The sequence below is a fragment of the Bacillus sp. EKM420B genome (assembly GCF_011065565.1).
GTDB classification, from domain to species: Bacteria; Bacillota; Bacilli; order Bacillales; family Bacillaceae; genus Bacillus; species Bacillus velezensis.
Genome location: NZ_JAAMNX010000005.1, coordinates 212,179 through 226,841 on the forward strand (window position 1 = coordinate 212,179; position 14,663 = coordinate 226,841).

16 protein-coding genes and 1 riboswitch are annotated in these 14,663 nt (G+C 49.8%); of the genes, 1 reads left to right on the plus strand and 15 read right to left on the minus strand.

Translation table 11 applies throughout. The features are described from left to right. The first annotated feature begins 85 nt into the window (after positions 1-85). Positions 86-316 (plus strand): YgaP family membrane protein, encoded by a 231-nt coding sequence (locus tag G9F48_RS16135; protein WP_165409787.1) that lies wholly within the window; start codon positions 86-88, stop codon positions 314-316. 166 nt (positions 317-482) lie between these two features. Here the strand turns inward: G9F48_RS16135 and purD are convergent, their stop codons facing one another. The 15 genes from purD to G9F48_RS16210 all read right to left on the minus strand — a co-directional run bounded on the left by purD (position 483) and on the right by G9F48_RS16210 (position 14,635). Next, complete coding sequence (gene purD, locus G9F48_RS16140) at positions 483-1,751, minus strand: phosphoribosylamine--glycine ligase (RefSeq protein ID WP_165409788.1); 1,269 nt, start codon at positions 1,749-1,751, stop codon at positions 483-485. A gap of 17 nt (positions 1,752-1,768) precedes the next feature. After that, entirely contained in the window at positions 1,769-3,307 is a 1,539-nt protein-coding gene (gene purH, locus G9F48_RS16145; protein WP_165409789.1) for a bifunctional phosphoribosylaminoimidazolecarboxamide formyltransferase/IMP cyclohydrolase, read from the minus strand. Further along, on the minus strand, positions 3,304-3,891 hold the full coding sequence (gene purN, locus G9F48_RS16150; protein WP_165409790.1) for a phosphoribosylglycinamide formyltransferase: 588 nt from the start codon (positions 3,889-3,891) through the stop codon (positions 3,304-3,306). The genes purH and purN overlap by 4 nt, the downstream gene beginning before the upstream one ends. Continuing rightward, complete coding sequence (gene purM / locus G9F48_RS16155; protein ID WP_003155753.1) at positions 3,888-4,928, minus strand: phosphoribosylformylglycinamidine cyclo-ligase; 1,041 nt, start codon at positions 4,926-4,928, stop codon at positions 3,888-3,890. Before purM ends, purN begins: the two co-directional genes overlap by 4 nt. Before the next feature lie 91 nt (positions 4,929-5,019). Continuing rightward, positions 5,020-6,450: an amidophosphoribosyltransferase gene (purF, locus tag G9F48_RS16160; protein WP_032872540.1), complete on the minus strand. Its 1,431-nt coding sequence runs from the start codon at positions 6,448-6,450 to the stop codon at positions 5,020-5,022. Further along, on the minus strand, positions 6,426-8,654 hold the full coding sequence (gene purL / locus G9F48_RS16165; protein WP_165409791.1) for a phosphoribosylformylglycinamidine synthase subunit PurL: 2,229 nt from the start codon (positions 8,652-8,654) through the stop codon (positions 6,426-6,428). The genes purF and purL overlap by 25 nt, the downstream gene beginning before the upstream one ends. After that, positions 8,638-9,321 carry a phosphoribosylformylglycinamidine synthase subunit PurQ gene (gene purQ, locus G9F48_RS16170; protein ID WP_007609853.1) on the minus strand — a complete coding sequence of 228 codons (684 nt, stop codon included), beginning with the start codon at positions 9,319-9,321 and terminating at the stop codon, positions 8,638-8,640. The genes purL and purQ overlap by 17 nt, the downstream gene beginning before the upstream one ends. Then, positions 9,318-9,572 carry a phosphoribosylformylglycinamidine synthase subunit PurS gene (purS, locus tag G9F48_RS16175; protein WP_003155758.1) on the minus strand — a complete coding sequence of 85 codons (255 nt, stop codon included), beginning with the start codon at positions 9,570-9,572 and terminating at the stop codon, positions 9,318-9,320. Before purS ends, purQ begins: the two co-directional genes overlap by 4 nt. Then, positions 9,572-10,291 carry a phosphoribosylaminoimidazolesuccinocarboxamide synthase gene (purC, locus tag G9F48_RS16180; RefSeq protein WP_156736033.1) on the minus strand — a complete coding sequence of 240 codons (720 nt, stop codon included), beginning with the start codon at positions 10,289-10,291 and terminating at the stop codon, positions 9,572-9,574. Before purC ends, purS begins: the two co-directional genes overlap by 1 nt. Positions 10,292-10,366: 75 nt before the next feature. After that, complete coding sequence (purB, locus tag G9F48_RS16185) at positions 10,367-11,659, minus strand: adenylosuccinate lyase (RefSeq protein ID WP_007408896.1); 1,293 nt, start codon at positions 11,657-11,659, stop codon at positions 10,367-10,369. Then, positions 11,659-12,840 (minus strand): 5-(carboxyamino)imidazole ribonucleotide synthase, encoded by a 1,182-nt coding sequence (purK, locus tag G9F48_RS16190; RefSeq protein ID WP_042634928.1) that lies wholly within the window; start codon positions 12,838-12,840, stop codon positions 11,659-11,661. Before purK ends, purB begins: the two co-directional genes overlap by 1 nt. After that, the gene (gene purE / locus G9F48_RS16195; RefSeq protein ID WP_003155768.1) at positions 12,794-13,282 is read right to left on the minus strand and encodes a 5-(carboxyamino)imidazole ribonucleotide mutase; all 489 of its coding nucleotides are present in this window, start codon (positions 13,280-13,282) and stop codon (positions 12,794-12,796) included. Before purE ends, purK begins: the two co-directional genes overlap by 47 nt. Before the next feature lie 132 nt (positions 13,283-13,414). Next, positions 13,415-13,516: riboswitch (purine riboswitch) on the minus strand. A 78-nt stretch (positions 13,517-13,594) separates the two neighbouring features. Further along, complete coding sequence (locus G9F48_RS16200) at positions 13,595-13,792, minus strand: NETI motif-containing protein (protein WP_007609843.1); 198 nt, start codon at positions 13,790-13,792, stop codon at positions 13,595-13,597. After that, on the minus strand, positions 13,789-14,343 hold the full coding sequence (locus tag G9F48_RS16205; RefSeq protein ID WP_014469850.1) for a DUF2179 domain-containing protein: 555 nt from the start codon (positions 14,341-14,343) through the stop codon (positions 13,789-13,791). Before G9F48_RS16205 ends, G9F48_RS16200 begins: the two co-directional genes overlap by 4 nt. Positions 14,344-14,461: 118 nt before the next feature. Then, positions 14,462-14,635 carry a Fur-regulated basic protein FbpA gene (locus G9F48_RS16210; protein ID WP_003155777.1) on the minus strand — a complete coding sequence of 58 codons (174 nt, stop codon included), beginning with the start codon at positions 14,633-14,635 and terminating at the stop codon, positions 14,462-14,464. Positions 14,636-14,663: the final 28 nt, after the last annotated feature.

Here is a 14,663-nt window from a genome sequence, read left to right on the forward strand (position 1 = left end):
ATCACATCCGCACAATTATCGCACGGCTAAAACGTTACAAATTATTGAAGATGAATGAAAAACTTTTTCTAAGGGAGCTGAAATGATGAAACCGAATATCAGTTTATTAAACGCCGTTATGCGTATCACTTGCGGCCTCACCATTTTGTCTGCCGCTTCAGCGAAATACACGAGAAAACCTTGGTGCAAGATGCATCTCTTCTGTATGATGATGGGCGCGATGAAAGCGGCGTCCGGCATCCTCCGCTTCTGTCCGGTGACATATATGTTCCAAGCCGGAATGAATCATGATGACAGCCATCAGCAAGAAAAATAACAAGCCGTTTCGGCTTGTTATTTTTTTCTCCTGTCCCGCGAGTATGAGAAGAATCTGCCGGCGATCCCGGCATCACAAAAGCCGGGACAGAATTCAAGACTGCATGACAATCTTAGTCGTCATTCAGAAGAAAACCCGCATCTTTTAAGACGCGGGGGTTTCCTCTTTATCGCTGCGATGCTTTCAGCGCACGGGCGCCGATATCGCTTCTGTAAAACAGTCCGGGTTTTGTCAGCCCTGAAACGGCGCTGTACACTTTATCCCTCGCCGCTTCAAATGTCTCAGCAAATGCCGTGACATTGGCGACCCGGCCGCCGTTCGTAACAAATTGTCCGCCGTCTTTTTTCGTTCCGGCATGAAAAACGGCGATCCCGTCTTCAGCGGACGTCAAACTGCCGATCGGCGTCCCTTTCGCATAGCCTTCCGGATAGCCTTCAGAAGCCAGGACAACGCTGACCGCGGACGTATCCTTCCATCTTAGGTCAACATCTTTCTCATGCAGAAGATTTAAGAGCACCTGAATGAGGTCAGATTCCATTCTCGGCACGACGACCTGTGTTTCCGGATCTCCGAAGCGCGCGTTGAATTCAATGACCTTTGATCCGTCTTCCGTCAGAATCAGCCCCGCGTACAGCACGCCCGTGAAGGAGCGCCCCTCTTTCACCATTGCTTTTGCCGCCGGCTTCACAATCGTTTCGACTGCGCTTCTGACGATATTATCGGAAATGTGCGGCACCGGTGAGTAGGCGCCCATTCCGCCCGTATTCGGCCCTTTGTCTCCATCGAAGGCGCGTTTATGGTCTTGAGCGATGACCATCGGATAGACGGTCTCCCCTTTTACAAACGCCATTAAAGAAAATTCTTCGCCGGCGAGAAACTCTTCAATGACAACAGATGCGCTCGCCTCCCCGAATTTCTCATCCTCAAGAAAATCGTGCAGGCATTCAATCGCTTCTTCTTCCGTCATCGCGACCGTGACACCTTTTCCGGCGGCAAGTCCGTCCGCTTTAATGACAATCGGCGCGCCTTTTTGCTGTACATATGCTTTCGCCTCTTCAAATGAAGTAAACGTCTCGTACTCCGCCGTCGGAATGCCGTGTTTTTTCATTAAATCCTTGGCAAACTGTTTGCTTCCTTCAATAATAGCCGCTTTTTCAGACGGTCCGAAAACAAGCAGTCCGGCTTTTTCAAACTGGTCGGCTATCCCTTCAATCAGAGGAACTTCAGGGCCGATAATCGTCAGGCCGACATGATGTTCTTTCGCAAACGCAATGAGTGCGGCATGATCGCTTTCTTCAATGTTGACCAGTGTCGCGCAGTCTGCCATACCGTCATTTCCGGGCGCGGCGTACACCGTGTCAACAAGCGGGCTTTGCGCCGCTTTCCAAGCCAATGTATGCTCTCTGCCGCCTTTTCCGATAATCAATACATTCACGCTTCGTTCCCCTCCCCTTAATGTTTGAAATGTCTGATGCCGGTGAATACCATGGCGATGCCGTATTCATCCGCTTTTTTAATTGAATCTTCATCGCGGACCGATCCGCCGGGCTGGATAATCGCCGTGACACCGGCTTTTGCGGCTTCTTCGACTGTATCCGGCATCGGGAAAAACGCGTCTGATCCGAGCGCGCTGCCTTTTGCTTTTTCTCCGGCCTGCTCAATGGCGATTTTGGCTGAACCGACGCGATTCATCTGTCCTGCGCCCACACCGACCGTCATATGGTCTTTTGCAAGGACGATCGCGTTGGATTTCACGTGTTTGACGACTTTCCAGGCCAGCTTCAAATCTTCCCATTCCTGCTCGCTCGGCTCTCTTTTTGTCGGAATGCTGATGTCGGCGTCATCAAATCCATGGACGTCTAAATCTTGAATCAAAAGACCGCCCTGTACGGAAGTCAGCTGTTTTTCTTTCTTTCCTGATGCGGTCACGTCAAGCGTGAGCAGACGAAGGTTTTTCTTCGCCGTCAGCACGTTCAGCGCTTCTTCACTGAAAGAAGGGGCGATAATGATTTCTAAAAAGATGCCGTGAAGGGCTTCAGCCGTTGCCTGATCAACTTCACGGTTCAGCGCGATGATGCCGCCGAAAATGGAGGTTCTATCAGCTTCATACGCTTTATTGAATGCTTCCTCAATTGAAGCTCCCGTACCGACTCCGCACGGGTTCATATGTTTAACGGCAACAGCTGCGGGTTCTGTAAATTCCCGGACGATTTGAACGGCCGCATCCGCGTCCTTAATATTGTTGTAAGAAAGCTCTTTGCCGTGAAGCTGTTTTGCCGCCGCGATGGAACCGGAGACAGGAAGTGCGCTTTGATAGAAAACAGCCTCTTGGTGAGGGTTTTCACCGTAGCGGAGCGATTGTTTTTTCTCAAATGTAACGGTGAATTGCTCAGGGTCTTTCTCACCGGCCTCGCGTGTTAAGTAATCAGCGATTAAAGCGTCGTATGCCGCGGTATGGCGGAATACTTTGGCCGCAAGCTCGCGTTTTCTTTTGAGCGAAACGCCGCCGTGTTCTTTCATCTCATTGAGCACGGAGCTGTAATCGGCCGGATCTGTGATGACCGTCACATCCTGATGGTTTTTCGATGCGGCGCGCAGCATGCCGGGACCGCCGATATCAATGTTTTCTATCGCTTCATCGTATGTTACGTCTTCTTTTGAAATCGTTTCTTTAAACGGATAAAGGTTGACGACCACAAGGTCAATCGGTGCAATGCCGTGCTCATTGATCTGCGCCATATGCTCTTCATTATCTCTTACGGCAAGCAGTCCGCCGTGAATATTAGGATGGAGCGTTTTTAACCGTCCGTCCATAATTTCAGGAAATCCGGTCACTTCTGAAATGCCGATGACATCCACACCGTTTTCCTGAAGAAGTTTTTTTGTTCCTCCGGTCGAAATGACTTCGACGCCGAGCTCTGTCAGTTCCCTTACGAAAGGTACGAGATTTGTTTTATCAGAAACACTGATTAGTGCGCGTTTGATTGTCATGCCTTTTCACCTCTGTTATTTAGTCCCAGCAGCCGCTTCACAACGCTCGGATACCATTTGTGCTCAAGCTCGTGTATTGTATGCTCTATGTCTTCAAGCGTATCGTTTTCCTGTATTTCGAATGCTTTTTGCGCGATAATCGGTCCGGTGTCCATGCCTTCGTCGACGTAATGAACGGTAATGCCGGCCACTTTCACACCGGCCCGATACGCCTGTCCGACAGCGTCAATCCCAGGGAATGCCGGAAGAAGCGAGGGATGTATATTAATAATGCGGCCCCCGTATGCTTCAAGCAGCGTATCTCCAATCAGTCTCATATAGCCGGCGAGAACGATTAATTCCGCCCCGTGCAGGCGCAGCTGTTCAATAATGGCCTGTTCAAAGGCCGCTTTGTTTTCAAAAGATGACGGTTCAAAGGCGAATGACGGGATATGTAAAGCCTCCGCCCTTTCCGCCGCCTTTGCCTGAGGCTTATCCGTCACGAGAAGCGAGAGCTCCGCATCCCACTTCTCTTCTCTCATGCGTTTGGCAATGGCCTCGAAGTTCGATCCGTTTCCTGAAGCAAATACCGCAAACTTTTTCATGAAAGAGCCGCACCGCCGAAAGAAATGCCTTCGCCCCGCTTGACCCGGCCGATCAGATAAGCCTTCTCGCCCTGAGCTTCAAGCGTGCCGATGACGTCTGTCAGGTTTTCTTCTTTAACGGCAAGGACAAAACCGATGCCCATATTAAAAACATTGAACATTTCTTCTTCTTTCAGCTTGCCGTGCTCCTGCAGAAACGGAAAAATCGGCGGGATCGGCCATGATCCGTGATCAATTTCCGCGCTCAATCCGTCCGGCAGCATCCGCGGGATGTTCTCGATGAATCCTCCGCCTGTCACATGCGCCATGCCGTCCACCTTACCGCTTTTCACCGCCTTGAGCACCGGCTTCACATATATTCTCGTCGGTTCCAGCAATTCTTCTCCGAGAGGACGCGCAAACGGTTCATAGACAGTATCCAAATCTAGTCCGCCGTCATCAAGAAGCACTTTTCTCACAAGGGAGAATCCGTTGCTGTGAAGGCCGCTTGAAGTAAGTCCGATTAAGAGATGCCCCTCTTCGATATGTTCACCGGTGACGATTTCGTCTTTTTCCGCGACGCCGACTGAAAAGCCCGCAATATCGTATTCATCAGACGTATAAAGCCCCGGCATTTCCGCCGTCTCACCGCCGATAAGCGCTGATCCTGACTGCTCGCATCCGTCCGCCACACCCTGAACGATCTGCTCAATTTTCACAGGATCAGCTTTGCCGACCGCCAAATAATCAAGGAAAAACAGCGGCTCCGCTCCCTGGGCAAGCACATCGTTTACACACATCGCGACCGCATCGACGCCGATCGTGTCATGCTTATCCATTGAAAATGCGAGTTTCAGCTTGGTGCCGACACCGTCTGTTCCGGAAATTAAAACAGGCTTTTGATACGGAAGCTCTGACAGATCAAACATTCCGCCAAAACCGCCCAGGCTTCCCATAACGCCGAGCCTTTTCGTGCGCTCCACGTGTTTTTTCATTCGTTTGACGGCTTCGTATCCGGCTTCGATGTCAACTCCGGCATTTTTATAAGCATCAGACATCCCTATCACTCCTTGTCAATTCGTTTCTCCTTAAAAGGCAGAAAGAGAAAGGCAGCCTGAATTCCCGCTGCCTTTATGTCATTTTCACATTTTATTTTGTCAGCACCGCTTCTTTTACGTGAGGAAGCACTGTATCCTGATAAATTTCCGTCGGATATTTGCCCGTAAAACAAGCGAGGCATTGTCCGCAATTGGTGTCTTCAAATTTTCGGCCGACTCCTTTTAACAATCCGTCTACACTTAAGAAAGAAAGTGTATCGGCTCCGATGATCTGACGGATTTCTTCCACGGAATGAGAGGAAGCGATCAGCTCCTCATGGGTTGATGTGTCGATGCCGTAGAAGCACGGATGAGCGATCGGCGGTGAACTGATCTTGACGTGCACCTCTGTCGCCCCCGCTTCTCTGAGCATTGTGACAATCCGGCGGCTTGTCGTCCCGCGCACGATGGAATCATCAACCATGACGACCCGTTTTCCTTCGACAACACCGCGGACGGCGGACAGCTTCATTCTGACGCCTTGCTCACGGAGAGCCTGTGACGGCTGGATAAACGTTCTGCCGACATAACGGTTTTTAATGAGACCGAGTTCGTACGGGATGCCCGTTGCCTCGGCATAGCCGATGGCCGCAGAAATACTGGAATCAGGCACGCCTGTGACGACATCCGCTTCAACCGCTGACTCCCGGGCAAGCATTTTCCCGAGGTTTTTCCGGGCGCTGTGCACGTTAATGCCGTCGATATTGCTGTCAGGTCTTGAGAAATAAATGTACTCCATGCTGCAGATGGAACGGTTGATATTCATGGAAAAGCGCTCTGATTTCATGCCTTCATCGTTGATGATCAGCATTTCGCCCGGCTCTACCTCGCGAAGGTACGTTGCGCCGACGACGTCAAATGCGCACGTTTCTGAAGCGACCACATAAGCATCGCCCATGATGCCGATTGACAGCGGTCTGAGTCCGTTCGGGTCAAGCGCTACAATCATCTCTGTTTCTGTCATGATTAAAAAGGCATAAGCGCCTTTCAGCATAGATAGCGAATTTTTGATCTGATCCTTCAGCGAAAAGTGTCCGCTGCGTTTAATCAGATGAGCCAGCACTTCCGTATCGGAGGAAGTCTGAAAAATGCTCCCTTGGTTTTCAAGCTGCTGCTTCAACTGTGTGGCGTTGACCAAGTTGCCGTTATGGGCGAGCGCGAGGCTGCCGTTGTTTTGCGAACGGAACAGGAGCGGCTGAACATTTTCATATCCGCCCCCTCCAGCCGTTGCGTAACGAACGTGCCCGATCGCGCCTTTTCCCTTTACTTTGCTGAGCTCGCCGTTTTGAAATACTTCAGTGATCAGTCCTTGGCCTTTGTGCGCCGTCAGTTTTTCACCGTCAGTCGCGACAATTCCCGCGCCTTCCTGTCCTCTGTGCTGGAGGCTGTGGAGGCCGTAATACGTAATTTGCGGGGCTTCTTCATGTCCCCAGATGCCAAACACACCGCATTCTTCATTCAGGCCTTTGATTTCAGCAAGCATGGAATAGCTCCTTTCCACGCGCGCTCAAGTTCTTTCGTTTGCGCGTGAACCAATTGTTGTCCGTCCTGATTTTGAATCGCCAGAAGTCCGTCAGCCGTTACCTCACCGATATGAACCGCATCAGCCGCAGCTGCTTCAAAGGCCGCTTGGTGTTCTTTTTTGACCGAAACGACGAAGCGGGATTGAGATTCAGAGAATAATAACGCCGCTTCCCCTGCAACAGTCACGTTGGCGCCAAGGTTTTCCGTCGTCATGACGCTTTCTGCGATCGCTACGCCTAAGCCGCCTTCTGATACGTCATGCGCGGATTGAACGAAGCCTTTTTTAATCGCGTCAAGCAATGCTTTTTGGCGTGACAGCTCTATATCAAGATCGATTTGCGGCGCTTTGCCGTAAATGCGGCCTTCTGTCATTTTTTGCAGTTCGCTTCCGGCAAACTCAGGTTTTGTTTCGCCGATCACGTATACAAGATCCCCCGCTTGTTTGAAATGCTGTGTCGTAATATGAGCGGTATCTTCAATTAAGCCGACCATGCCGATAACAGGCGTCGGGTAGATGGCCGTTCCGTTCGATTCATTATAAAGTGATACGTTTCCGCCGATGACGGGTGTGCTGAGAACATTGCACGCCTCGCTGATGCCGTCGGCCGCTTTTTCGATCTGCCAGAAAATTTCAGGTTTTTCCGGGTTTCCGAAATTCAGATTATCCGTGACCGCAAGCGGTTCGGCGCCGGAGCATACGATGTTGCGCGCCGCTTCGGCAACGGCGATTTTTCCGCCTTCTTCTGGATCAAGATATAAATAACGGGCGTTGCAATCCGTCGTCATCGCCAGCGCTTTTTTCGTGCCGCGGATTCTGAGCACTCCCGCGTCAGAGCCGGGAGCGACCACCGTATTTGTGCGCACCATGTAGTCATATTGATCATACACCCACTCTTTGCTGGCGATTGTCGGCTGCTGCAGCAGGTCAAAAAGCGTCTCTGTCGCATCTTTCACTTCAGGCGCGGGAACTTCCGTTTCCTGAAACTCGCGGTAGTACGCGGGTTCTGCTGACGGTTTGTGGTATACAGGCGCTTCTTCCGCCAGTGCGTCGACCGGAAGTTCGCAAACAACCTCTCCGTTATGGCGGAGGCGGAGCATTTTATCATCCGTAACATGACCTACGGAAACCGCTTCAAGGTCATATTTATCAAAAATATCGACAATTTCCTGTTCACGTCCGCGTTCAATGACGAGAAGCATGCGTTCCTGAGACTCGGAAAGCATCATTTCGTAAGCGGTCATACCCGTTTCCCGCTGCGGAATGAGATCAAGGTTCATTTCAATGCCGGAGCCGGCTTTGCTTGCCATTTCAGCACTCGAACTTGTCAGACCGGCCGCCCCCATATCCTGAATGCCGACTAAGGCGTCGCATTGGATGACTTCAAGGCATGCTTCCAGGAGAAGTTTTTCCATGAAAGGATCGCCGACCTGCACCGCAGAACGTTTTTCTTCAGATGAATCTGACATTTCTTCTGATGCGAAAGTAGCGCCGTGTATGCCGTCGCGGCCCGTTTTAGCGCCGACGTACATGACCGTGTTGCCGACACCTTTCGCCTGGCCTTTTTTAATATCTTTATGATCAATCAAGCCGACGCACATTGCATTGACAAGCGGATTGCCTTCATAGCTAGCGTCAAACTGCACTTCTCCGCCGACCGTCGGGATGCCGATACAGTTTCCGTATCCCGCGATTCCCGCCACTACTTCTTCAAACAAGTACTTCACACGAGGTGAAGTGAGCTCACCAAATCGAAGAGAGTTTAATACAGCTATCGGACGGGCGCCCATTGAGAAAACGTCACGGATGATACCGCCCACTCCGGTCGCAGCACCCTGGTATGGCTCAAGCGCTGACGGATGGTTATGCGATTCAATTTTGAACACGACCGCCTGATTGTCACCGATGTCAACGATTCCCGCGCCTTCTCCGGGACCCTGCAGCACGCGTTCGCCGTTAGTCGGGAATTTGCGTAAAACCGGTTTTGAGTTTTTATAGCTGCAGTGCTCTGACCACATCACGGAAAAAATCCCGATTTCCGTGTAGTTCGGCAATCTTCCGATAATAGATTCAATGAGTGCGAACTCGTCATCACTGACACCCATTTGCTGATAGAGTTTCTCTTCTTTTATTTGTTCTTTACTTGGTTCAAGCAGTAGCGACATGAGTTTCCCTCCAATTTTTCACGATAGACCGGAACAATGTAAGACCGTCTGCGCTGCCGAGCAGTTCATCGACTGCGCGCTCAGGGTGAGGCATCATGCCTAATACGTTGCCTTTCTCATTCACGACGCCGGCAATGCCGCTGACGCTTCCGTTAATATCGCCGCCGTATGTGAAGGCGATTTGATTGTTTTCTTTTAATCTTTCAAGCGTTTCGTCATCACAGTAGAAATTGCCTTCGCCGTGGGCAACCGGAATCGTAATCGATTGTCCATTTTCATATGAAGATGTGAATAACGTATCGCCGTTCTGCACGATTAATTCAACCGGGCGGCAGATGAACTTTAAATCTTTGTTGCGTCTCATCGCGCCTGGCAGAAGTCCGAGCTCCTGCAGAATCTGGAATCCGTTGCAGACGCCGAGAACCGGTTTTCCTTCGGCAGCCGCTTTTTTCACGGCCGGCATGATGTTTGCGAATCTGGCAATGGCGCCGCATCTCAAGTAGTCGCCGTATGAAAACCCTCCGGGAATGAGCACGCCGTCAAATCCGTCAAGGCTTGTTTCCTCGTGCCAGACATACTCGACTTCTTCGCCGAGTTCGTCCTTTACGGCGTGGAACATATCAATATCACAGTTGGAGCCGGGTAACACAATCACCGCAAATTTCACTGTGCGACAACCTCCTCAACTTCATATCGGTAGTCTTCAATGACTGTATTGGCAAGGAGCTTTTCACACATTTCTTTCACGAGCGCGTCAAGATCGCGGTCAGATTTTTCGATCGTCAGCTCCATGTATTTTCCGATGCGCACATCCTGCACTTCATTGTAGGTCATGCTGTGCAATGCATGCTGCACTGCGCTTCCTTGAGGATCGAGCACACTTTCTTTTAAGCTGACATAAACTTTCACTTTATACATTATGAAATGCCTCCCAGTCTTTTGAAAATCTCTTCATATGCGTCGGTTAAGCTTCCCAGGTTCCGTCTGAACAAATCTTTATCGAGCTTTTCGTTTGTGTCTTTGTCCCACAGACGGCACGTGTCAGGAGAAATTTCATCCGCTAAAAGCACCCGTCCCTCTGCGTCTAAGCCGAATTCCAGCTTAAAATCTATTAATCTGACGCCGCAGTCTTCAAAAATATGCTGCAGTTCTTGATTCACCTGGTTTGTAATCGATTTGATCGTTTCGACCTGCTCAGGAGCCGCAGCTTTCAAGAGCCGGATATGATCTTCTGTGATGAGCGGATCGCCCAGTGCGTCATCCTTGTAGTAAAATTCGATAATCGGCTGCGGAAGCTCTGTTCCTTCCGGGATGCCGAGACGTTTCGACATGCTTCCGGCGGCAATGTTTCTGACCACGACTTCAAGCGGAATGATGCTCACTTTTTTGATGAGCTGCTCTGATTCTGAAACACGCTCCACAAAGTGGTTGTCAATTCCTTTGGCGTGCAGATGTTTGAAAATCAGGCTTGAAATTTCATTGTTCAGACGGCCCTTTCCGCTGATCTCCGCTTTTTTCTCACCGTTAAAGGCTGTTGCGGAATCCTTGTAGACCACGCGGAGAATCTGTTCGTCTTCAGTTTGATAAATTCGTTTCGCTTTTCCTTCATAAAGAAGATTATTGTTCACAATATTCACGGAAGGCCTCCTAACCCGAATGTTGGGAATATTCAATCTGCGGCGGCTGAAGAAGCCGCCTCCGGCTGGCTTCTTCTATAAACCTAAACGCTCAAAGATCAAGTCGACGTTTTTCAGATGATAATTGTAGTCAAAGCAATCGGCAATCTGTTCCGGTGTGAGGCGGGACGTGATTTTTTCCTCCGCTTCGACAAGCTGGCGGAACGGCACTTGTTTTTCCCACGCTTCCATCGCTTTCGGCTGAACCGTGTCATATGCTTCTTCACGAGGCAGACCCGTGTCGATTAAAGCGAGCAGCACGCGCTGAGAATAGATCAAACCGAGTGTGCGGTCCATGTTGCGTTTCATATTTTCCGGGAATACCGTTAAGTTTTTGACGATGTTGCTGAATCGGTTCAGCATGTAATTCAGCGCGATTGTCGCGTCAGGAAGAATGATGCGCTCAGCTGATGAATGAGAAATATCACGCTCATGCCATAACGGTACATTTTCGTATGCCGTCAGCATGTACCCGCGGATCACGCGCGCCATGCCCGTCATATTTTCCGACCCGATCGGATTCCGTTTATGAGGCATAGCCGATGAGCCTTTTTGTCCTTTTGCAAAAAACTCTTCCACTTCACGTGTTTCACTCTTTTGCAGACCGCGGATTTCCACTGCGAATTTTTCAATGCTCGTCGCGATCAAAGCCAGTGCCGCCATGTAATCCGCATGACGGTCGCGCTGTAATGTCTGAGTGGAAATCGGCGCCGCTTTCAGGCCGAGCTTTTCGCAGACATACTGCTCTACGAACGGATCAATATTTGCATATGTGCCGACCGCGCCGGAAAGCTTCCCGACTTCGATCCCTTCTTTTGCCTGCTTGAAACGTTCAAGGTTGCGTTTCATTTCTTCGTGCCAAAGCGCGAGTTTCAGGCCGAAAGTCGTCGGTTCCGCGTGTACGCCGTGCGTGCGGCCCATCATGACCGTGTATTTATGTTCTTTCGCTTTTTCTTTTATAATGTCAACAAATCTCTCAATGTCCTTGAGCAAGATCTCATTCGCCTGTTTTAATAGATAGGAAAGAGCGGTATCCACGACATCTGTTGACGTCAGGCCGTAGTGGACCCATTTTCTTTCTTCGCCTAATGATTCTGAAACCGCCCGGGTAAATGCAACGACGTCATGGCGCGTATCCTGCTCGATTTCCAAAATGCGGTTGATGTCAAAAGACGCGTTTTCGCGCATGACCTTGACGTCTTCTTTCGGAATGACGCCAAGCTCAGCCCAGGCTTCACAGGCTAAAATCTCGACTTCCAGCCATGCCTGGTATCTGTTTTCGTCCGTCCAGATCGCGGACATTTCAGGTCTTGAATAACGTTCGATCATTATGCTCGTCCTCCGTCTCTTTTCATCCATATGTTCGTGATGTCCTGAATCCATGTTTCATCAGGCTTCCGCAAAAATGTCATATGCCCCATTTTGCGGCCTTTTTTAATCTCATGTTTTCCGTACAGGTACAGTTTGGCTTCTTTTAAAAGCTCCGTATGCTCCTCCGCAAGCTTCACTTCATCACCGAGCAGATTCACCATCATTCCCGGTTTGAGAAGATCGGTTCTGCCGAGAGGAAGTCCGCAGACCGCTCTGATGTGCTGTTCGAACTGGCTCGTTTCACAAAGGTCGAGCGTATAATGCCCGGAGTTGTGAGGACGCGGCGCCAGTTCATTGATCAAAAGGTCTCCGTCTTCCGTGACGAACATTTCCACCGCAAGCGGCCCGACAAGCTCCAATTTCTCCGCGAGCTGGACGGCAAGCGCCTCTGCCCGCTTTTGAACCGTTTCCTCCGCTCTCGCGGGCACGATGCTTTGGAACAGAATATTATTTTTGTGGATATTTTCAGCAGCCGGAAAGGTTGAAATCTCACCGTGCACCGATCTCGTCACGATAACGGAAAGCTCCATCCGGAATGATACCCAGCTTTCCAGTATGCACGTGCCGTTTTCTAGCAGCGCGGCCGCTTCGTCTGTCTGTCCTTCTTCCTTAATGACAAATTGGCCTTTGCCGTCATATCCGCCGCGGCATGTTTTCAGCACAGCCGGGAGCCCCAGTGCCTGAACAGCTTCCTCAAGCTCCCGTCCGCTGTTCACGATCCGATAAGGAGCGACTTGACAGCCTGCTGACTGGATCGCCTTTTTTTCCGTTTCCCTGTTTTGGGTGATGAGCAGCAGCTCGCTTCCCTGGGGAAGATATGCATGTTCTTTGAGCCAGTTGAGCGCCTCGTAATCGATATTTTCAAATTCGTACGTAATGATGTCACTGACTCCGGCCAATTTTTGAATCGCTTCACGGTCATTATACTGGGCGGTAATCTCAATATCGGCGATCTGTCCGCATGGCGAGTCTTTCACGGGATCGACGACTGCGACTTTATAGCCCATCTGTTTTGCGGCGACAGCCATCATTTTTCCGAGCTGTCCGCCTCCGATAATGCCGATGACGGCGCCGGGATAAATCGTTTTTTTATCAGACAAGCTGATCACTGCTTTCCAGCACCGTTTGTTTTGTCGCATTTCTTCTCGCCTCTAGTTTATCCGCAATGTCACCGTCAAATGCCGACAAAATTTGCGCGGCTAACAGACCCGCGTTCACTGCGCCCGCTTTTCCGATCGCCGTCGTCGCGACCGGCACGCCGCCGGGCATCTGTACGATAGACAGAAGAGAATCAAGCCCGTTAAGCGATTTTGTCTGAACCGGTACGCCGATCACCGGCAGTGTCGTTTTGGCCGCCGTCATACCCGGCAGATGCGCCGCTCCACCGGCTCCGGCAATAATGACTTTTAAGCCTCTGTCTCTGGCGCTTTCTGCATATTCAAACATCAAATCAGGCGTCCGGTGCGCGGATACTACCTGTTTTTCATAAGGAATGTGAAGTTCGTCAAGTATGTCGCATGCATGTTTCATTGTCTCCCAATCGGAGGTGCTTCCCATGATGATTCCTGCTAGCGGCTGCATTCTGTTCCCACCTTCTCATGCTTTGTTTTTCAGAAAAAAAAGCCCGGCTTATATTGCAACTATGAGGAAGCAATACAAACCGGGCATGGCGCGCGTATCGTCAGTCGTTCGCTTCTGCGATATCCATGTCAGCTGTTTATCACTTTCCTGCATAGTCCGGCCGTTTACGGCAGCCGGGTAGAAACTTATGGGCCATATTCCCAAGATTATATGAGGTCGTGTTTTGATTTCATGTTTATCTTAACAACGGACTTGGATAATGTCAACGACATTATCGAACGATATAAAAATTCTTTCTTTTAATGTTCGTGTTTAGATCAATTTCCCTTCAAATACGATTTTTTTCCCGCAAGGAACGACTTGAATTGATCCATTTTCTTTCTTTTCTGTAAAGATCGGCTCTTCCATCCGCCGGACGGGCATATAACCCTCTTCCTTCATTAAAGTGAGAATGGTGTCAATCGTTTCATCTTCCGTTACTTCAAACCGTTTCTTTTTTGGCTTTGTCATTCCTTAATTCTCCTCTTCTTCACTGCTTTCACCCAGAATCCGCCGTGGATCGTTTTCGGCTCAAAGGCGATGATAAACGCTTTTTCATCAAGCGTTTTAATCGTATCATAAAGCTGAAGCTCATATTTGCGCGGCGTCAGAATCTGCATGGCGGTCCGGTCTCCTTCAAGTCCGCCCGCAACCCAGCTTGTAACACCGTATCCTTTTTCCCGGAGCTGTTTCGGCAGGTCCAGATCAAGCTCTTTCGTAATGACGTTGACTGTTATGTAGCCGAGCGCCAGTTTTTCTTCAATTTTCATTCCCACTATGACGCCGAGGCCGTAGCCGAGCGCATAGGCAATGACGTTTTGAATTTGATTCAGATTGCCGAGAACGAGACTCAAGCCGGTCACATACACAAGGATTTCAATCGTACTGATGCCTGCGGCGAAATAGCGCTGTCCCTTTAATGTCAGAATCATCCTGATCGTAAAGAAAGAGACATATATAATGTTAATGATGAGAATAATGAGAACCATACCTATACTGTTGGATAAAATTGTCTGCATCACTGATTCCCCTCCTCTGACTTTGAAAAGCCAATCTTTCAATTAAGGATAGTTTACCCTCTTTTCATCATTTTCAAAAGAAAAAAAAGCCCGCCCCGCAAGGCAGACTTTCAAGCTCTTATCAGTGAAGCTCGGCTTTTTTCAATCGTTTGACAGCTTCATATTCCTTCTCAAGTTCACTCAGCGTGTATCCGGACAGTTCCTGAACATGGTCTTGATAAAACCCAGAGCGGATCAGTTTTGTCCTCAGGTGCTGTTTTTTCCGATTAATGGCTTCTCGCAACAACGGGGCCATCTTCATCATCCCTTTCCGAATCATAAAG